Origin of the sequence: Streptomyces sp. NPDC093111 (genome assembly GCF_040683955.1) — a bacterium.
Lineage (GTDB): Bacteria > Actinomycetota > Actinomycetes > Streptomycetales > Streptomycetaceae > Streptomyces.
In genome coordinates this window covers 280,336-297,233 of record NZ_JBFBNW010000009.1, presented here as the reverse complement: position 1 = coordinate 297,233, position 16,898 = coordinate 280,336, and the positions used below count along the sequence as shown (strand labels likewise).

At 74.3% G+C, this 16,898-nt stretch carries 17 protein-coding genes and 2 pseudogenes; 11 read left to right on the top strand and 8 right to left on the bottom strand.

The genetic code is table 11. The annotated features are described in order from the left end of the window. Positions 1-5: 5 nt before the first annotated feature. The 3 genes from AB0Q96_RS18260 to AB0Q96_RS18250 form a co-directional block, all read right to left on the bottom strand. On the bottom strand, positions 6-926 hold the full coding sequence (locus AB0Q96_RS18260; RefSeq protein ID WP_365326545.1) for a universal stress protein: 921 nt from the start codon (positions 924-926) through the stop codon (positions 6-8). A gap of 144 nt (positions 927-1,070) precedes the next feature. Next, a complete protein-coding gene (locus AB0Q96_RS18255) occupies positions 1,071-2,717 on the bottom strand; it encodes an FAD-dependent oxidoreductase (RefSeq protein ID WP_365326543.1) in 1,647 nt (548 codons plus the stop codon). A 36-nt stretch (positions 2,718-2,753) separates the two neighbouring features. After that, on the bottom strand, positions 2,754-3,698 hold the full coding sequence (locus tag AB0Q96_RS18250) for a diiron oxygenase (RefSeq protein ID WP_365326541.1): 945 nt from the start codon (positions 3,696-3,698) through the stop codon (positions 2,754-2,756). A gap of 160 nt (positions 3,699-3,858) precedes the next feature. Between AB0Q96_RS18250 and AB0Q96_RS18245 the strand changes: the two genes are divergently transcribed. Together AB0Q96_RS18245 and AB0Q96_RS18240 are read left to right on the top strand one after the other, a co-directional pair. Further along, positions 3,859-4,293: a DUF4440 domain-containing protein gene (locus AB0Q96_RS18245; RefSeq protein ID WP_365326539.1), complete on the top strand. Its 435-nt coding sequence runs from the start codon at positions 3,859-3,861 to the stop codon at positions 4,291-4,293. Positions 4,294-4,372: 79 nt separating this feature from the next. Next, the gene (locus AB0Q96_RS18240) at positions 4,373-5,281 is read left to right on the top strand and encodes a sigma-70 family RNA polymerase sigma factor (RefSeq protein WP_365326538.1); all 909 of its coding nucleotides are present in this window, start codon (positions 4,373-4,375) and stop codon (positions 5,279-5,281) included. Between the two features lie 123 nt (positions 5,282-5,404). Here AB0Q96_RS18240 and AB0Q96_RS18235 read toward each other — a convergent pair whose 3' ends face one another. Beyond that, positions 5,405-7,000 (bottom strand): serine protease, encoded by a 1,596-nt coding sequence (locus tag AB0Q96_RS18235; RefSeq protein WP_365326536.1) that lies wholly within the window; start codon positions 6,998-7,000, stop codon positions 5,405-5,407. Positions 7,001-7,133: 133 nt separating this feature from the next. Here AB0Q96_RS18235 and AB0Q96_RS18230 point away from each other — a divergent pair, with 133 nt between their 5' ends. Both AB0Q96_RS18230 and AB0Q96_RS18225 read left to right on the top strand, forming a co-directional pair. Then, complete coding sequence (locus tag AB0Q96_RS18230) at positions 7,134-8,222, top strand: sigma-70 family RNA polymerase sigma factor (RefSeq protein WP_365326534.1); 1,089 nt, start codon at positions 7,134-7,136, stop codon at positions 8,220-8,222. Continuing rightward, entirely contained in the window at positions 8,219-9,277 is a 1,059-nt protein-coding gene (locus tag AB0Q96_RS18225; RefSeq protein WP_365326533.1) for a CU044_5270 family protein, read from the top strand. Before AB0Q96_RS18230 ends, AB0Q96_RS18225 begins: the two co-directional genes overlap by 4 nt. Here the strand turns inward: AB0Q96_RS18225 and AB0Q96_RS18220 are convergent. Further along, the gene (locus AB0Q96_RS18220; protein WP_365326531.1) at positions 9,222-10,478 is read right to left on the bottom strand and encodes an MFS transporter; all 1,257 of its coding nucleotides are present in this window, start codon (positions 10,476-10,478) and stop codon (positions 9,222-9,224) included. The two genes, AB0Q96_RS18225 and AB0Q96_RS18220, sit on opposite strands and share 56 nt — an antisense overlap. A gap of 207 nt (positions 10,479-10,685) precedes the next feature. Here AB0Q96_RS18220 and rpmG point away from each other — a divergent pair, with 207 nt between their 5' ends. The 6 genes and pseudogenes from rpmG to AB0Q96_RS18190 all read left to right on the top strand — a co-directional run bounded on the left by rpmG (position 10,686) and on the right by AB0Q96_RS18190 (position 13,741). Next, entirely contained in the window at positions 10,686-10,850 is a 165-nt protein-coding gene (gene rpmG / locus AB0Q96_RS18215) for a 50S ribosomal protein L33 (RefSeq protein WP_046910080.1), read from the top strand. 2 nt (positions 10,851-10,852) lie between these two features. Beyond that, the gene (ykgO, locus tag AB0Q96_RS18210) at positions 10,853-10,975 is read left to right on the top strand and encodes a type B 50S ribosomal protein L36 (RefSeq protein ID WP_365326529.1); all 123 of its coding nucleotides are present in this window, start codon (positions 10,853-10,855) and stop codon (positions 10,973-10,975) included. A gap of 260 nt (positions 10,976-11,235) precedes the next feature. Next, positions 11,236-11,706: pseudogene (locus tag AB0Q96_RS18205) on the top strand (discoidin domain-containing protein); the annotation flags it as partial. Between the two features lie 60 nt (positions 11,707-11,766). Further along, positions 11,767-12,459, top strand: a pseudogene (locus AB0Q96_RS18200) (chitosanase); the annotation flags it as partial. A gap of 269 nt (positions 12,460-12,728) precedes the next feature. Next, positions 12,729-12,938: a hypothetical protein gene (locus AB0Q96_RS18195; RefSeq protein WP_365326527.1), complete on the top strand. Its 210-nt coding sequence runs from the start codon at positions 12,729-12,731 to the stop codon at positions 12,936-12,938. A gap of 167 nt (positions 12,939-13,105) precedes the next feature. After that, entirely contained in the window at positions 13,106-13,741 is a 636-nt protein-coding gene (locus AB0Q96_RS18190) for a restriction endonuclease (protein WP_365326524.1), read from the top strand. 22 nt (positions 13,742-13,763) lie between these two features. Here AB0Q96_RS18190 and AB0Q96_RS18185 read toward each other — a convergent pair whose 3' ends face one another. After that, complete coding sequence (locus AB0Q96_RS18185) at positions 13,764-14,318, bottom strand: GNAT family protein (RefSeq protein ID WP_365326700.1); 555 nt, start codon at positions 14,316-14,318, stop codon at positions 13,764-13,766. A gap of 48 nt (positions 14,319-14,366) precedes the next feature. On the opposite strand from AB0Q96_RS18185, the gene AB0Q96_RS18180 reads away from it, so the two are divergent. Beyond that, positions 14,367-14,960, top strand: a complete 594-nt coding sequence (locus AB0Q96_RS18180) for a TetR/AcrR family transcriptional regulator (RefSeq protein ID WP_365326522.1) — start codon at positions 14,367-14,369, stop codon at positions 14,958-14,960. 9 nt (positions 14,961-14,969) lie between these two features. Here AB0Q96_RS18180 and AB0Q96_RS18175 read toward each other — a convergent pair whose 3' ends face one another. Next, on the bottom strand, positions 14,970-16,334 hold the full coding sequence (locus tag AB0Q96_RS18175; RefSeq protein WP_365326520.1) for an FAD-dependent monooxygenase: 1,365 nt from the start codon (positions 16,332-16,334) through the stop codon (positions 14,970-14,972). 117 nt (positions 16,335-16,451) lie between these two features. Continuing rightward, positions 16,452-16,892, bottom strand: a complete 441-nt coding sequence (locus AB0Q96_RS18170; RefSeq protein WP_365326519.1) for an ATP-binding protein — start codon at positions 16,890-16,892, stop codon at positions 16,452-16,454. Positions 16,893-16,898 lie beyond the last annotated feature (6 nt).

Here is a 16,898-nt window from a genome sequence, read left to right as displayed (position 1 = left end):
CGTGGTCAGGGCCGGTCGACCGGTGGGACGACGGCGACCGGGCAGGCCGCGTGGTGCAGCACCGCGTGCGCGACGGAGCCGACGAGCAGGGTCTCGACCCGGTGCCGCCGGTGCCGCCCCACGACCACGAGTCCCGCCTCCTGGGAGTCCTCCACAAGCCGTCCGGCCGCGTCGACGGGCGTGACGGTGCGCACGACCTCCACCCCGGGATAGCGATCGGTGAACGGGCGCAGCCGCTCGTCCTGGTGTCGGGTGGTCGACTCGACCACCTCGGGGGTCTCGTCGGGCAACGGCGGCGGCACCTGCAGGGCGGGCGCGGGGGCGCCGATGAGCAGGGCGGGGGACGGGGGCACGGGATAGGCCGTCACCACCTCCAGCGACACCCCGCGCCGTCGCGCCGCCTCGAAGGCGAAGTCGACGACCTCGTCCGGGGTCTCCTCGACGTGCAGCCCGAGCAGGACCCGTCCCGCCCCGGCGCCGCCCTCCAGCGACGCGGCCCGCGCCTCGTGCGGGACGACCACCACCGGGCAGGGCGCGGAAGCGGCCAGGGTGCGGCTCGTCGACCCGAGGAGCAGGCTCTTGAAGCCGCCCCGCCCGCGGGAGCCGACCACGAGCAGCCGGGCGTCGCGCGCGGCCCCGGTCAGGGCGTCGACGACGGAGCCGTCGAGCGAGTCGTAGCGCACGTCGAGCCCCTCGGTCTTCGCCCCGATCCGGTCGGCGAGCGCGTCGAGGACGGTGTCGGGGATCGTGGGGGCGGGGCCGAGGGAGGAGATCCGGGCGCTGCCGAGCTGGAGGGCCTCGGAGCGGACGTGGGCCACGGTCAGCGGCGCCTCCAGGTGGTGCGCGACCCCGAGGGCCCATTCGAGCGCCCGCAGGCTGTGCTCGGAACCGTCCACGCCCACCACGACAGCTGTCTTCTCAGTCATGCTTCGCACTCATATCGGGATCATCCGACCGTATTCGGATGCCACGCCGGAAGTGCCTCGCGCGTTCCCCGTCGTTCCGCGCCCCCGCGGCCCGTCGCCGCCCCACCTCCATGGGGGAGGGGTGGCGGCGGCGACGGGCCGCGGTCAGCGGGACAGCCGGCGGCGGCCGCGGGCGGCGGCGACCAGCTCGGGTACCGTGCCCAGCTTCACGCGGGGCCGGCCCGCCGCCCCGCCGCGGGCGAGCTCGGCGCGTTCGATGGCGGCGAGCCCCCGGGCGTCGACGACCGTCCTCGCCCGGCCGCGGGCCAGCCGGTCGAAGGCGCGGGCGCCGCCGGCCGGGAGGGGCAGGATCCCGTCGACGGCGTCGGCGAGGAGGGTGCCGACGGTCTCCGCGGCGCAGGTCCGGTTGGCGCCGATGCCGCCCGAGGGGCCGCGCTTGATCCAGCCGACGACGTAGGTGCCGGGCCGGCCCGCCACCCGCCCGTTCTCGTGCGGCACGGTGCCCGTCGCCTCGTCGAACGGCAGTCCCGCCACCGGCATGCCCCGGTAGCCGACGGCGCGCAGCACCGTGCCGGCGGGGATCTCGACGCTCCCGGCGGGGTCCGGGCCGGTCACCCGCACCGCGCCCTCCAGGATCTCCTCGGGCGCGGAGTGGAACCGGAAGACGATCCGCCGCTCCGGTCCGGGCGCCCCGGACCAGTCGACGCGCTCACGGTCCGCGCCGCGCAGCAGCGCCGCCTTCTCGTGGGGCGCGGCGGCCTCGACGGCGGCCCAGGTCCGCGGGTCCTCGTCGTCGACGACGAGCCGTACCCCGGGCAGCTTCCCGAGGGCGAGCAGCTCGGAGGCGGTGCAGGAGGCGTCCTCGGGGCCGCGCCGGGCGAGCAGCACCACCTCCCGCACGGAGGAGGCCCGCAGCGCGGCCAGCGCGTGGTCGGCGATGTCGGTCGCGGCCAGGGTCTCGGGGTCGGTCACCAGGATGCGGGCGACGTCGAGGGCCACGTTGCCGGTGCCGACCACCACGACCCGCTCGGTGCCCGACAGGTCGACGGCGTCCGGCGCCACCTCCGGGTGCGCGTTGTACCAGGCGACGAACGAGGTCGCCGAGAGGCTGCCGGGCCGGTCCTCGCCGGGGACGCCGAGCCGCCGGTCGGTCGCGGCGCCCACCGCGTACACGACGGCGTCGTGGTGCGCGGCCAGTTCCTCCGCCGTGACGTCCGTACCGACGTCGACGCCGAGGTACATGCGCACCCGGGGATGGGTGTGGAAGCGGGCGAAGGCGTCGCCGATCCGCTTGGTCGCCGGGTGGTCGGGCGCCACGCCGTACCGGACGAGTCCGCCGGCCACCGGCAGCCGGTCGACCAGGGTCACCTCGGCGCCGGTGTGCAGGAGCAGGTCCTCGGCGGCGTACATCCCGGCGGGCCCGGTGCCGACGACCGCGACCCGGATGGGCGCGAAGTCGGACGGCAGGCTGCGCGGGAAGGACGGCTGGCCCCAGGGGTGGAAGGTCGGTCCGGTCACGGGCTCGGGGCGCGCCGGGCGCTGCTCGTAGTAGGCGGCGTTGACCGCTGCGTACTCCCGCTGCCCGGGGGCGAGGGCGTCCGCGGGGAAGATCGCGTCGACCGGGCAGGCGTCGGCGCAGGCGCCGCAGTCGATGCAGGACCGGGGGTCGATGTACAGCATCTCGGTGCGGCCGAAGTCCGGCTCGTCCGGGGTCGGATGGATGCAGTTGACCGGGCAGACGGCGATGCAGGTGGCGTCGTTGCAGCAGGTCTGGGTGATGGCGTACGTCATGGCGTCGTCGGCTCGTCCGCTCGTCGCTCGGGCAGGTCAGATGAGGTGGGCGCGCTGGTAGAAGGCGAGCGCGGGGCGGGTGAGGAGGCGGCAGGAGGCCAGGAACTCCATCAGGCCCGCACAGCTCGACCGCATCAGGGACTTGTGGTGCTCGTTGGCGCGGGCCTCGGCGAGCGCCCGCTCGGTGTCGAGGCCCGCGTTCGCGTACACCTCGCGGTTCACCATGCTCGTGACGATGAAGTACGACGCGACGGCGACGACCAGCGCCTGGACGTGCCGCCGCACCGGGCCGGCGTGGCGCAGCCGCGCGCGGGTCTCCTCGCGGGCGAACTTCATGTGCCGCGACTCCTCGACGACATGGATGTTGTTGATGGTGCGCACGAACGGGGCGACCCGCTCGTCGCGCATCCAGTCGCGCTGCATGACGTCGAGCACCTCCTCGGCGACGAGGATCGAGGCGTACGCGGCCTCGCCGACCGCGAGCGTCTTGAAGGCGCGGCCGAGCTCCCGCACGAAGCGGGCCGGGCGGTAGGCGGGGGCGCCCAGCTTGGCCGCGCCGCGCCCGAACATGATCGAGTGCCGGCACTCGTCGGCGACCTCCGTCAGGGCCCACTGGAACCGGGGGTCCGTCGGGTCCTTCGCGTACATGTCGCGCAGCACCATCTGCTGCAGGATCATCTCGAACCAGATGCCCGTGCTGGCCACCGAGGCGGACTCCTGCCGGGTGAGCTCCCGGCGCTGTGCCTCGGTCAACTCCTGCCAGTAGCGCGTGCCGTAGAGGGTGCTCCACTCGGGGCTCATGCCGTGGAAGCCCTCGTCGAGCGGGGTGTCCCAGTCCACCTCGGTGGCGGGGTCGTAGGACAGCCTGGCGGAGGAGTCGAGCAGCCGCCGGGCCGCCTCGCGCTCGGGCGCGTCCGGGGCGGGCGTCGCGGTCAGGGAGGGGCCGGCCTGGTCCGCCGGCCGGACGGTGCTGCTTGCCATGGTGCGGCTCCTTGGTGACCTCGGGGGGCAGGAACGCTCGCTTGTTAGACATCGCGTCTAGCAAGCTATTAGACGGAAGGTATAGCAAGAGCGTCCGCCCGCCTACCCATCGGTACGAAATACCCTGGGGCCCGGCCCCTGGACGGGGGAGGATGACCGCATGAACGACGAAGAGGAACGCCCGTACCGCGACAGCGCGCAGGAGGCGATCGCCGCCGCCCTCGCCGGCGAGCTGCGCCTCATGGACCCCGCCGCCCGCGTCTCCGCCGCCGAGGCCCGCCGCCTTCTCGACCCCGAGTTCGTCGAGGTCGGCGCCTCCGGACGCCGCTGGACGTACGAGGAGATGCTCGCCGCGCTCCCCGGACTCGAAGGCGGAACGGCGGACGGCCCGCGCTACGAGCCCTCCGGCCTGCGCGGGGTGCTTCTCGCGCCGGGCCTCGTCCACGTCACCTACGAGACGCTCATCGACGGCCGGCGGGCGCTCCGCAGCTCCCTCTGGCGCAAGGCGGAGGGGGAAGGCGAGGCGGAGGAGGCCACGAGCGGGACGGGCTGGCGCATGTACTACCACCAGGGCACCCCCGTGGCGGAGGGGTGAACACCCCGGCTGCCATGATGCGTTCTGCCGATCGGCAGTGATCATGAACGGCCGACGGGACATCGTGAAGCGGGGGACCATGGACAAGAGGGACGAAGGCGAGCTGCTCACCCGGCGGTTCGAGGAGGACCGCGGCCATCTGAGGGCGGTGGCCTACCGCATGCTCGGCTCGCTCGCCGAAGCCGACGACGCCCTCCAGGAAGCCTGGCTGCGGGCGGACGCCGCCGGCATCGAGGGCGTCGACAACCTCGGCGGCTGGCTCACCACCGTCGTCTCCCGGGTCTGCCTGAACATGCTCAGGTCCCGGGACCGGCGCCGCGAGGACGCCCTCGACGACCTGCTGCGCGAGACGGAGCCCGACCGGCCCGGCCGCGACCCGGAGGAGGAGGCGCTGATGGCCGACTCCGTCGGCGTCGCCCTCCTCGTCGTCCTCGACACGCTCGCTCCCGCCGAACGCCTCGCCTTCGTCCTGCACGACATGTTCGCCGTCCCCTTCGAGGACATCGCCCCCCTCCTCGACCGCAACGCGGCGGCCGTGCGCCAGCTCGCCAGCCGCGCCCGCCGCCGGGTCAAGGGCGGCGCCACCCCGGCCCCGTCGGCCGCCGCCGACCTGGCGCGGCGGCGTGTCGTCGTCGACGCCTTCCTGGCGGCGACCCGGGGCGGCGACTTCGCCGCCCTGGTCTCCCTCCTCCACCCGGACGTCGTGCTCCACGCCGACCGCCGGGTCGTCCCGACGCCCGAGCCGATCGTCGTCGCGGGCGGCCACACCGTCGCGCGGGGCGCGATGGCCGCGATGGGCCGCGCCCGGTTCACCGGCGTGGTGCTCGTCGACGGCACGGTCGGCCTGGCGATGGCGCCGATGGGCCGTCTGAAGCTGGTGCTCACCTTCGCCGTGACGGACGGTCTGATCACCGGCATCGAGGTGATCGCCGAGCCCGAGCGGCTCGCGTCGATGCGGCTCGACGTCCTCGGGGGCGACCGGGGCTAGGCCGTACGCCCCGACAGGCGCGATCCGAGAGGCCGGGCAGGTCAGCGACCTGCCCGGCCCGTCGTTCTCTCGTTCTCTCGTTCTCCCGGGAGCCCGGGCTCTCTGTCTCTCCGCCGCCAGGGATCAGCCGGCGGTGACGCGGTAGGCGCCGATCTGCGTCTGGGTGAGGGTGTTGCCGACGGCGTCCGTCAGCTCGGCGCGGAAGGACACCGTGCCGCCCGCACCCGGCGTACGGACGGAGGCCCGGCCGCCGACCATGGGCACCCGGGTCCAGGTCGTGCCCGCGTCGGTGGACACCGAGACGGCCAGGCACCGGACGCCCGACACCGAGGCCGCGCCCTGCACCGTCACCGGCACGAGCGAGGTGGTGTACGGCGCGGCGGTGCCGTCAGGCCGCAGCTCCGGTGTGAAGCGGACGACGCTGAGCGGGAGTTCGGCCGGTGCGGCGGTGGCCGCCGAGGTGAAGGTCCAGGCCGCCGTGACCCGGCCGCCGGGGCGGGCAGCCGTGGTGGAGAGACGGTAGTCGCCCCGGGCGGACGGCACGGTGAACTCCGCCCGTCCCGGCGTCCCGCGCCGGGTGCCGACGAGCAGGCCGTTGCGGTGCAGGGTGGTGCTCGCCCCCTCGAACAGGGGCGCGCTCGGCCGGTGGCCTTCACCGTCCGCGAGCAGGGCCAGGTCCAGGCCGAGTGTGTTCCCGGTGCGCAGGCCGGCGGGCCGGGCGCCCGGCGTCGGATCCAGGGCGGGGCCGAAGACCGGGGTGTCGAAGGTGACGAGGGTGGTGGCCCCGGCCCGTACGCGTACGCCGGACACGTGGTACCGGTTCGGCGTGGCTTCCTCGGTGGCGGTGGGGGCGCTGTAGAGCAGCTCCCAGGCGCCGCGGTCGGGTGTGATCATGAACGTGGTGTCGCCCGGGACCTGGAACGGGTGCGGCAGGGCCACGGCGGTGTCACCGGCCGGCACCAGGTCGAGGAACCCGTACCCGCCACCCGTCTCCGGCGCGACGGTGCGGACCGTGAGGGTGCCGAGTTCGGAGACCTTCGGTTGCCGGACGATGCCGGTCAGCACGCGGTCGGACGTGAAGGTGTAGCCGAGGGCGTACCCCCGCTTCTCGCCCTTCCAGTACGCGTCGAACCACTGCTGCACCGAACCCGGCTCGGCCGCGGGGCCCTGGTGCGCCGTCCGCAGATACGGGGTGGAGTTGACGATGCTCGCGAACGCGGTGCCGCCCTCGTGGGAGACCTGGACGTACGTGCCGCCCAGCCGGTACGCGGTTCCGGCCTCCGGAGGCGAGATGTCGACCGGCTCGGCCGTCCGCGCGTCGAAGACGACGGTCGTGTCGCCGTCCACGTCCAGCCGCGGCTGGACGATCCAGTCCGTCTCGATCCGCGGGTCGTACACGTTGATCGAGGAGTGCAGCAGATAACGCCCCTTGGGGACCTGGAGGGTGACGGTCGCGTCGGGCGATTCGCTGATCTTCTCCTTGACCGCGGCCGCCGCGCCGGAGACGCCGACCACGTAGGTGGTGTAGGCGGTGGTCGGCGCGCCGGTGCGCCCCAGGTGGGTGAGCGTCAGCGTGTACGTCTCGGTGGGGGCGGTCGCCGCGGCGGCCGGGGTGGCGGCGTGCGCGACGGCGGCGGGGAGGCAGGTACCGGCGGCGGCGAGCGTGAGCCCGCGCAGCAGGGTCCGACGGGTCGTGCGCTTCTGCGAGATGTTGTTCATGATCAGCACTGGGCGGAAGGGCGGCCCCCGTTCCCGTGACCTGCGCCACACCAACGGCAGAGACGGGGCGGATGTGGCGCAGGTCACGGGAACCCGGGCGAACCAGCGCCCAGTACTCCATGTGGAATCACCTATGAGGAATCGTTTCCGTGCCGGGGACACCACGGCACTCGGCGAGGCCTACGACGAGCACGCGCAGGTCCTGTTCCGGTACGCCATGCGCGTCTGCGGCGACCAGGCCGCAGCCGAGGACGTCGTCTCCGCCACCTTCCTGGAGGCATGGCGCTGCCGCGAACGCCTGCGCCCCGACGGCGACGGCCTGCGCCCCTGGCTGCTCGGCATCGCGACCAACATCCTGCGCAGCACCGCCCGCGAGGCCCGCCGCCGCGACACGGCCCTGGCCCGGCTCGCCGACCGAGGCGTGCTCCCGGACTTCGCCGACGACGTCGTGACCCGCCTGTACGACACGGAGCAACTGACCGCCGCCCGCGCCGCCCTGAAGCGCCTGCGCCGCCGCGACCGCGAGGTCTTCGCCCTCGTGGTGTGGGCCGGCCTCGACTACGCCGCGGCCGGCGAGGCCCTGGGCATCCCCACCGGCACGGTCCGCTCCCGCCTCTCCCGCGCCCGGGACCGCCTGCGGGCGCTCGCGGACGCGGAGTTGAAGGCGGTACGGAAGGCACGGAAGGCGCGGAGGGGAGACGGGGCCGGTGGCACCGGCGCCCGGACCACGCCGGGCGAGGTCCGCTCCGGCGGAACCGGGCTGGGGGACACCCGCTCCGGCGGCAGCGAGTACGCGGAGCCGGGCTCTTCCCGAGCCGTGCCCGCGGGACCCTGCCCCGTAGGCGGCATGGCCCCGCAGTCGGGCTCCGTACGAGCCGTGCCGGGTGACGTCCGCTCCGGCGGCAGCGAGTACGCGGAGCCCGGCTCTGCCCGAGCCGTGCCGGGCGAGGTCCCTTCCGGCTGCGGCATGGCCCCGCAGTCCGGTTCTGCCCGGACCGCTCTGGCCGACGCACGCTCCGGCGGCAGCGCGGCCCCGCAGCCCGCCTCCGCCCGAACCGTGCTCGCCGACCCCCGCCCCGCTCGCCCCGCCCACGCCGTCGCGACCACCGCTCCCGCCGCTGCCCACCCCATCGCGGTCACCGTTCCCGTCCCCGACCGCTCCTCCCTCCCCGCCCCCGCCCCCGCGCTCGCGCGCCGACCCGCCCCGGAGAACTCGCTGTGAACACCCCCGCCGACGAAGCCCTCCGCGCCGAGCTCGCGGCTCTGCTGCCGCCTCCCGAGGTGCCGGACCTGCCCCCGGTGCGCCGGCAGGCGCTCAAGCACCGGATCCTCAACGCGACCGAGGCGCCCGGTCCCCTCCGTGCGCGTCGCCGCGTCCCGCGCTTCGCGCTCCCGGCGGTGGCCTGCACCGTCGCCGTGAGCGCCGTCGCCCTGACCGTGGTCGCGGGCGAGTCGCCCGCGCCGCCCGTACCCGCCCCGCACGCCGGGGTCGCCGCGCCCGGACCCGGCCAGATCCTGACGCGGGCCGCGCTCGTGGCGGCGGCGAGTCCGCGGGCCGAGGCGCGTCCCGAGCAGTTCGTGTACATCGAGAGCCTGGTCGCGTACGCGGCCCGGAGCGCGGCCGGCGGATCCGCCGCGCTGCCGCCGGCGCACCGGCGTCAGGTCTGGCTGTCCGCCGACGGCAGCCGCGAGGGCCTGCTGCGCGAGCAGGGCGCGCCGGACAGCCCGCTCGGTGTCCGGGCGCCCGTCTACACGCTCGACCACCGGGGCGCCACGCCCCGTCTGGCGGAGGGAGGTGCCCCGACGGCGTCGGTCACGAACCCGACCCACACCTACGTCGCCTCTCTGCCGACCGACCCGGAGACCCTGCTGAGCCTGGTCTACGCGCAGACCCGCACCACCGGTGGCGGCGACGCGCACCAGCGGGCCTTCACCGCCATCGGCACGCTGCTGACCGAGACCTGGGCGCCGCCGAAGGTGACGGCCGCGCTGTACGGGGCCGCGGCGCGGATCCCGGGGACGACCGTGCTGCCGTCCGCGAGGGACGCGGCGGGCCGCGAGGGCGTCGCCGTGGCCCGTACCGCCGAGGGCGAACAGACCCAGTGGATCTTCGACCGGAAGACCTCGGCGTTCCTCGGGCAGCGCACGGTGCTGGCGCGCGCGACGGACGCGGGCCCGGCCGGCACGGTCCTCGGCAGCTCGGCCGTTCTGACCAGGGGCGTCACGAACCGCCCTGGGGAACACCCGCTCGGGGCCTCGGCGACCCCGCAGGCCTGAGCGCACCGCCACCGGTCCGGGTCCGCCGGGCCCACCGCACAGCGAGCGGGGCGGCGAGGCCGGTGAGGGCGAACATCGCCCCGGCGACGTACCAGCCGGGGCGGCCCCAGCCGATGCACAGCGCGATGAGCAGGGCCGGGCCGAAGCCCTCGGCGAGCCCGGCGCCGAGGCCGAAGACGCCGAGGTACTGCCCGGTGGCGTGCTCGGGCGCGAGCGCGAAGGAGAGCTCGAAGCCCGCGGCGGCGTGCCACAGTTCGCCCACGGTGTGGATGACCACGGCGGTCAGGACGAGCGTGGCCGCCGCCCACGCGGGGGTCCCGGCGGCGAGGGAGACCAGCGCGCAGGACACCAGGAAGGCGACCCCCGCACGCCGGTAGGCGCGCGCTCCGGCGGCGGGGGAGTCGATGCCGCGGCTGGCCCGCACCTGGAGGGCGATCACGATGAGGGTGTTGACCAGCATCGTGCCGCCGATGAGCCAGCGCGGCGTGCTCGTCGCCTCGACCAGCCACAGCGGGATCGCCACGGTGAGCACCTTGAACTGGACGCTCATGACGCCGTCGATCGCGGTGATCAAGAGGTACGGCCGGTCCTTGAGCGCGAGCCGGCGGGGCCCGCCGGTCGCGGGCAGGGGCGGCACCGGCGGGAGGGGGAGGAGCACGAGCGCCGAGGCGGCGAAGGCGACGGTGGTGCCGACGATCAGGAGCTGGTACGCCGTGAGGGTGCCGACCTGGACCACCCAGCCGGCGACGAGCGCGCCCAGGGAGATGCCGACGTTGGTGACGGCCCGCAGATAGGCCCGGAACTCCTGCGGCCGGTCCCCGCCGTACCGTCGGATGAGGGGACTGCGCGCGGCGAGCCCGGCGGCCTGCGCGGCGCCGGCCGCGGAGATCGTCAGGACGAAGAGCCACAGCCGGTCGGCGAACAGGAAGCCCCCGGTCGCCAGGGCCCGCACGACGAGCGTGACGGCGTACACGCTCCGGGCCTCGCGCCGGTCCGCGAGGTGCCCGACGGCGATCCCGACGGCCAGCGACACGAGCCCGGCGGCCCCGAGCCCGAGCCCGACCTGGGCCGCCGGGAGGTGCACCGCCTGGGTGAAGTACAGGACACCGGCGGTGAGGTACAGCCCGCTGCCCATCGTGTTGACGAGATTGGAGGCGGCGATGACGCGCTGCGGTCCGGCGTCGGGCAGCAGTCTGGGCATGGCGGGCTCCGGGTCCTGGGTGCGGGGGAAGGCGCGGGAAGGGCGAGGCGACGTAAGGACTCGCCTACCTTCTTGCTTATTACTCGCAAGAGCAAGAGTTTTGCGAGAACGCGGGAATGTGGCGCGGGGGTGCCCTGTTACACGGATCGAAGCTGGCATGCCCGACTCAAAAGGATCTCGGGGCGTGTCGGCCGGAAGGAGCACAGCATGGCCCGCACCACCCAGCGCCCGGTGGTCACCCTCCGGTCCACCGCCGGCACCGGCGTCACCTACGTGACCAGGAAGAACCGCCAGAACGACCCCGACCGTCTGGTCCTGCGCAAGTACGACCCGGTCGTGGCGGCACACGTCGAGTTCCGCGAGGTCCGCTGACGATGAAGGTACGCAACTCCCTCCACGCCCTGAAGGCGAAGCCCGGGGCCCAGGTCGTCCGCCGCCGCGGCAGGACCTACGTCATCAACAAGAAGGACCCCCGCTTCAAGGCCCGCCAGGGCTGACCCCCACCGGCCCCCGCCCGCGCACCCCGCGCGGCGGGGGCCGTCGTCACGGGTGAGACGCGCCCGCGTGCGGGTGGACGTCACACGCCCCGCGTACGCCGCGCGCGAAGAATCCTCAACTCCCCTTCCTGTCCGCCCCCTTGCGTCGTCGGAGGCATCCCCCTACTGTCGCTCTCGCCCGCCGAAAGTTAGGAAGCTTTCCTATTAGTCGCGGGTCGCCGAGGTTTTCCTCAGTCCTCCCACCTCACAGATGGAGCGACATGCCCCCCACGATCAACGCACTCCGGCGCCGCCGCCTGGCCGCACTCGTCGTCGCCGCGGCCACCGGTGTCCTGCTCCCCGCCGTGTCCGGCCTCACCACGGCCACCGCGGCCGCCGGCAACCTGGCCCAGGGCCGTCCCGTCACCGCCTCGACCACCGAGAGCAGCACGCTCGGCGGCGCCAAGGCCGTCGACGGTTCCACCTCGACCCGCTGGGCCAGCGCCGAAGGCGTGGACAACCAGTGGATACGGGTCGACCTCGGTCCCTCGACCACGGTGAAGCGCGTCGTCCTCAAGTGGGAGGCCGCCTACGCCAAGGCGTACCGCGTCGAGCTGTCCGACGACGGCTCCACCTGGCGCCAGGTCTACGCCACGACCACCGGCGACGGCGGCACCGACGACCTCGCCGTCGACGGCACGGGCCGCTACCTGCGCGTCTTCGGCACCAAGCGCGCCACCACGTACGGCTACTCGCTCTGGGAGGTGGAGGCGTACGGCTCCGGCACCACGCCGCCGTCGCCCGGCACCAACCTCGACGACCCCCGCAAGAAGGAGGTCGCCATGAAGCTGGTCTCCACCTTCGAGAACTCCTCCCTCGACTGGCGCGCCCAGTTCTCGTACATCGAGGACATCGACGACGGGCGCGGCTACACCGCCGGCATCATCGGCTTCTGCTCCGGCACCGGCGACATGCTCGATCTGGTCGAGCGCTACACGGCCAAGAAGCCGTCCAACCCGCTCGCCCCCTACCTGAACGCGCTGCGCGCCGTGAACGGGACCGACTCCCACCAGGGGCTCGACCCCGGCTTCACGAACGCCTGGCGCCAGGCCGCCCAGGACTCGGTGTTCACGCAGACCCAGGAGGAGGAGCGGGACCGCGTCTACTTCAACCCCGCGGTCTCCCAGGCCAAGCAGGACGGTCTGCGGGCGCTCGGCCAGTTCGCCTACTACGACGCAGCCGTGATGCACGGAGAGGACGGCTTCCGCAGCATCCGCTCGGTCGCCCTCTCCCGCGCCCTCCCGCCCTCCAAGGGCGGCGACGAGCGCGCCTACCTGAACGCCTTCCTCGACGCCCGCGAGGAGGAGATGCGCAAGGAGGAGGCGCACAGCGACACCACCCGTGTCAGCACGGCCCAGCGCCGCTTCCTCAACGAGGGCAACTTCGACCTCAACACCCCGCTGTACTGGAGCGTCTACGGCGAAGCCTTCTCCATCACCGGCTGATCGGCTGGTCAGTCAGTCAGTTGGTACCCGTACGGGGCCGCTCCGGTGAGCGGCCCCGTACGCGTTGCCGAGCCAAGCGGTCGTGGCCCGCGCCTCCTGGTGCAGGGGGCCGAGCGGGGAACGGGCGTCCGGGCGGCAACCGGACAGTGTCCGGTGCGGATTCGCCATTGCCCGGTGAACGCCTGCGGTCCGCGACGGACGTCGGCTGCACTGGTCCGGGGCGCCGGGTCGGCGCATGGGCCGTGCGGGTGGGCAGGAGTGGGTTGCGCGTGATGACGATCAACGTGGCGGTGCTGCTCGCGGTCATCGTGGTGATGAGGCTGCGCCGCAGAACCCAGGCGAGGAGCCGCCGGGAGGAACGCACCACCGCGTTCCTGGTGCTGACCCTGGGCATCCTGATCGCGCCGACCCCGATCGGCCAGGGCGTCTTCCACGGGATCGGGCAGCTGGTCCGCGGCGTCTCGCAGGCCGGATCGTGAGCGGGCGGCCCCGTCCGAGCGGTCGCCGGACCCGTTCGCGGACCCCGTCGCGGACGCGGCCGCGCCGTCGGCCCGCCCGCACGGTCTCCAGGCGCGGCACGGCCACCCGCCGCCCGCGCAGGGCTGCCGGGTGGGAGCGGGCGGCTCTGCTTCTTCTGCTCCTCGCGGTGGTGTGGACCCTCGTCGCCGGTGCCCTGCGGTGGCTGGCCGCTCATCCGTGGGTGCTGATCCTGCTCCTGCTCGCCGCCGCGACGGCGGGTGGAGCCCGGGTGCGGCGGAAGAGGGAGACCGCACGGCGGAACCGGGTGCGCGACCAGGGGCTGCGTCTCCTGCTGCCGCAGATCGACGCCCTGCACCACCAACAGTTCGAGGAGGCCGTACGGGACCTCATGCGCCGTGACGGCTGCCCCCGGACGATCAGGGTCGGCGGGGCCGGGGACGACGGCGCGGACGTGAAGGCCACCGACCCGTTCGGCCGTCTGTGGGTCATCCAGTGCAAGCACCGCAGGGCCGGTCTGGCCGGCGCCGCGGTCGGGACTCCGGACCTGCACGTCCTCAACGGCACCGGTCGCCCCGTCCACCACGGCGACGTCGTGGTCCTGGTGACCAACGGCCGGTTCACGAGCAAGGCCGTGGCCTTCGCCCGTTCCCAGCGTCTCCACCTGGTGGACCGCCACCTGCTCGCCCAGTGGGCCGCCGGCGCCGCCCCGCTGTGGGAACTGCTGGGGACGGTGCCCGCCCCGCGTCGCCCCGTCCCCGAAGCCGCGCCACGGCCGGCCGGTGCACCGCCGGGGCAGGGCTAGGCGTCGACGGGCCTGAGCGTTCCTACCGGCCCCGGTGGGCCCGCCACTCCGGCGCGAGCACCGCCCACACCTGCTTGTCGTGGCGGGTGCCGCCGTACGCCCAGGTCTCGCGGTTCACGCCCTCCAGGGTCATGCCGAGGCGCTGGGCCACCGCCGCGCTGCGCTTGTTGTCGGCGCGGCAGTGCCACTCCGCGCGGTGGACGCCGCGCTCTATGAGGGCCCAGTCCAGGAGGATCTCGCAGGCCGGGGTGATCAGGCCCGCGCCCTCCGCGGAAGGCTCCAGCCAGCAGCCGACCTCGCACAGTTCCGTCTCGGTCGAGAAGTCGGTGAACATCACGCCACCGACCAGCGTGCCGTCGAGCCAGATGCCGAACAGGCGCGCACCGTCCGCGGCCTGGCGGTCGGCGTAGCGGCGCAGGGTGGCGCGCGCGCCCTCGATGTCGGACGAGAGGAACCCCGCGCCGACCCACGGCCGAATGTGCTCACGTGCCCGGGCCATGTGGGCGGCGAACTCCTCGGCGTGCCGGATCTCGAGCGGGCGGAGGGTGGCGCCGTCCCGCAGCGGGAGGGAGAACATGGTGACCCCATTCACACAACAAGCGTTACGGTTATGTACCGTAGCAGCATGCCACGCACCAAGGGGGACCACGAAGCCCGCCGCCGCGACGTCTCGGAGGCCGTCTGGCGCGTCCTCGCCGCGCACGGGTTCAGCGGCCTCACCCTGCGCGCCGTCGCCGCCGAGCTCGGCGCCACCACGGGGCTGCTCACCCACTACTTCCCGGCCAAGCGGGACCTGGTCGTGCACGCCCTCGACCTCCTGGACGAGCGGACCGCCGCCCGGCCCCGGCGCGCCTCCGGGCAGGGGCTGTCCGCCTTGCGGAGCGCTCTGCTCGACATCCTGCCGCTGACCGCCGAGGCCACCGCGAGCAACCGGATCTGGGTCTCCTCCTGGGACACCGCCCTCGCCGACCCGGCCCTCACCGAGGACTACGCCGGGAAGTACGGCCGCAGCCGGGTCCGCCTGGCCGAGCGCGTCGCCGCGGCCCAGGAACGCGGCGAACTGCCGCCCGGCGACCCGGGCAGCATCGCCTCGGGCGCCCAGTCCTTCGCCCTCGGTCTGGTGGTGCAGGCGCTCTTCTCCCCGGCCGAGTTCACCCCCGAGCACCAGGTCGAGCTGCTGGACGCCTACCTCGGCGGGCTCGCCGCGCCCCGGGAGTGAGCGGGGCCGTCAGCGATCGGCCGGCGGCGCCGTGAACGCCGCGGCGAGTACCTTCGCCGCCACGATCGGATGGAACAGCACCGCCGGCGACGCGGTCATGTTGACCACCCGTACGAAACGCGACCACACGTCCGCGTCCCGGACCGCCACCCGGAACAGCCGGCTGTTGTACCAGTGCGCGAACCGGGCGCCCGTCGGCTGCCGCCGGGGGTTCCACATCAGGTCCGAGTTGGTCGACAGCGTCCAGGGGGTCAGGAGCAGCTTGCCCACCCGGCGCTGGAAGTCGCGCGCGGCACCGTCGAGGGTCCGGCCCGAGGCGCGCCGACGGGCCAGCAGCCGGCCCAGCAGGTCGGCCTCCATCGCGGCCACGGTCAGCCCCTGCCCGTACACCGGGTTGAACACGCACACCGCGTCGCCCACCGCGAGCAGCCGGTCGGGCCACTCCTTGACCAGGTGGTACGGCCGCCAGCGGTTGTCGACGTTGGTGTAGCGGTACGTGGGCTCCTGGGCGCTGCGCCGGGTGATCTGCTCCGCCAGATGCGGATTGTCCAGGGTGTGGGCGAACTCCAGGTACCCGGCGTCGTCGGTCGGCGGCTGCTGCTGGAACCCGAACAGCGAGCACGTCCACCGGCCGCCCTCCACGGCCAGCAGCACACCGGCGCGCGCGACCCGCGGCGCGAACAGCATCTCGTAGGCCACGAAGTAGTCCGGATGCCCCTCCTCGGGCCGGTCGAAGACCATCGAGGTGTACGTGACCTTCGCCTTCACCGTACGCATCTCGGGCACCGTCACCCCCAGGTCGCCCAGCCACTTCTCCAGGGCGCTGGACCGGCCCGAGGCGTCGACCACCAGATCCGCCGCCAGTTCGGCGGTCTCGCCCGTGTCCCCGGGCCCGCCCCGGCGGTACGACACCCCGCTCACCCGGCCGCGCCCGTCGCGCAGCAGCCCCGTGCACGCGGTCCCGGCCATCAGTCTCACCTGCGGCAGGTCGAGCACCCTGCGGCGCAGCCGCCGCTCCAGACCGTCCCGGGTGAAGGTCTGGATCTCGACGCCCGTGCGGGTCCGCGGCGCGGTGCCGGCGGGGAGCAGGAAGTCGATGCCCTCGCCGTAGTCGAAGACCGGCGCGCCCGCCTCGCGCAGTTCCTCGCGCAGCCCCGGGAACAGCTTCTCCAGGACCTCGCCGCCCTTGGCCAGCATCGCGTGCGCGTGGTACCCCTGCGGCGCCCCCGGATGGCTGCCGGTGTCCCCGTCGACCGGATCCCGTTCGAGCAGGACGACCTCGTCGAAGAAGTCCGCCAGGACCCGTGCGGTCACCAGCCCCGCGTAACTCCCGCCGACGACGGCCGCCCTGCCCCACCGCTGATGCTTCGTCATGCGCTCCAGCATGGTCAGGGAGCGCGACCCGCCTCAACGGCACGCACCCCGAGCCGAGCAGCGCACGGGAGCACTACGGGCGCGCGCGAAGCGGGCGCGTGCCCGCGCACGGGAGCGTCACCCCCGGCGGTCGGTGACCGGCACCACCGCTGTCACCGTCTTGCCGTCCGGCCGGACGTCCACCGTCACCTCGCGGCAGAGGCGCAGCACGATGGGCCAGCCGAACCCGCCGGTCCGCAGGCCGCCGCCGGGGACGCACCGAGGCGCCTGCCGACTGGCGTCGCTGACGCCGACGGTCGCGCCGTCGGGGCCGACGTCGAGCGCGAAGCCGGTGACGCCGCCCGCGTGCCGCTGGGCGTTCGTCACGAGTTCGGAGACGACCAGCAGGAGGTCGTCGAGCAGCGGATCGGCGCCCGGGCCCGGGAGCGTGGCGGGGCCCGGCACCCCGAGCGCCCGGCGTACGAGCCGGCGTGCCTGGGCGGGTGTCCGTACGGGGTCCCCACAGTCCCACGGGGTGTCCTGACGCCCGGTCACGGAAACGGCGTCGTGAACCTTCATCACGAG

Excerpts from the sequence above, each read along its gene's own strand:
- AB0Q96_RS18260 (WP_365326545.1), bottom strand. The coding sequence starts at position 926 with ATGACTGAGAAGACAGCTGTCGTGGTGGGCGTGGACGGTTCCGAGCAC.
- AB0Q96_RS18255 (WP_365326543.1), bottom strand. The coding sequence starts at position 2,717 with ATGACGTACGCCATCACCCAGACCTGCTGCAACGACGCCACCTGCATC.
- AB0Q96_RS18250 (WP_365326541.1), bottom strand. The coding sequence starts at position 3,698 with ATGGCAAGCAGCACCGTCCGGCCGGCGGACCAGGCCGGCCCCTCCCTG.
- AB0Q96_RS18245 (WP_365326539.1), top strand. The coding sequence starts at position 3,859 with ATGAACGACGAAGAGGAACGCCCGTACCGCGACAGCGCGCAGGAGGCG.
- AB0Q96_RS18240 (WP_365326538.1), top strand. The coding sequence starts at position 4,373 with ATGGACAAGAGGGACGAAGGCGAGCTGCTCACCCGGCGGTTCGAGGAG.
- AB0Q96_RS18235 (WP_365326536.1), bottom strand. The coding sequence starts at position 7,000 with ATGAACAACATCTCGCAGAAGCGCACGACCCGTCGGACCCTGCTGCGC.
- AB0Q96_RS18230 (WP_365326534.1), top strand. The coding sequence starts at position 7,134 with ATGAGGAATCGTTTCCGTGCCGGGGACACCACGGCACTCGGCGAGGCC.
- AB0Q96_RS18220 (WP_365326531.1), bottom strand. The coding sequence starts at position 10,478 with ATGCCCAGACTGCTGCCCGACGCCGGACCGCAGCGCGTCATCGCCGCC.
- rpmG (WP_046910080.1), top strand. The coding sequence starts at position 10,686 with ATGGCCCGCACCACCCAGCGCCCGGTGGTCACCCTCCGGTCCACCGCC.
- ykgO (WP_365326529.1), top strand. The coding sequence starts at position 10,853 with ATGAAGGTACGCAACTCCCTCCACGCCCTGAAGGCGAAGCCCGGGGCC.
- AB0Q96_RS18185 (WP_365326700.1), bottom strand. The coding sequence starts at position 14,318 with ATGTTCTCCCTCCCGCTGCGGGACGGCGCCACCCTCCGCCCGCTCGAG.
- AB0Q96_RS18180 (WP_365326522.1), top strand. The coding sequence starts at position 14,367 with ATGCCACGCACCAAGGGGGACCACGAAGCCCGCCGCCGCGACGTCTCG.
- AB0Q96_RS18175 (WP_365326520.1), bottom strand. The coding sequence starts at position 16,334 with ATGACGAAGCATCAGCGGTGGGGCAGGGCGGCCGTCGTCGGCGGGAGT.
- AB0Q96_RS18170 (WP_365326519.1), bottom strand. The coding sequence starts at position 16,892 with ATGAAGGTTCACGACGCCGTTTCCGTGACCGGGCGTCAGGACACCCCG.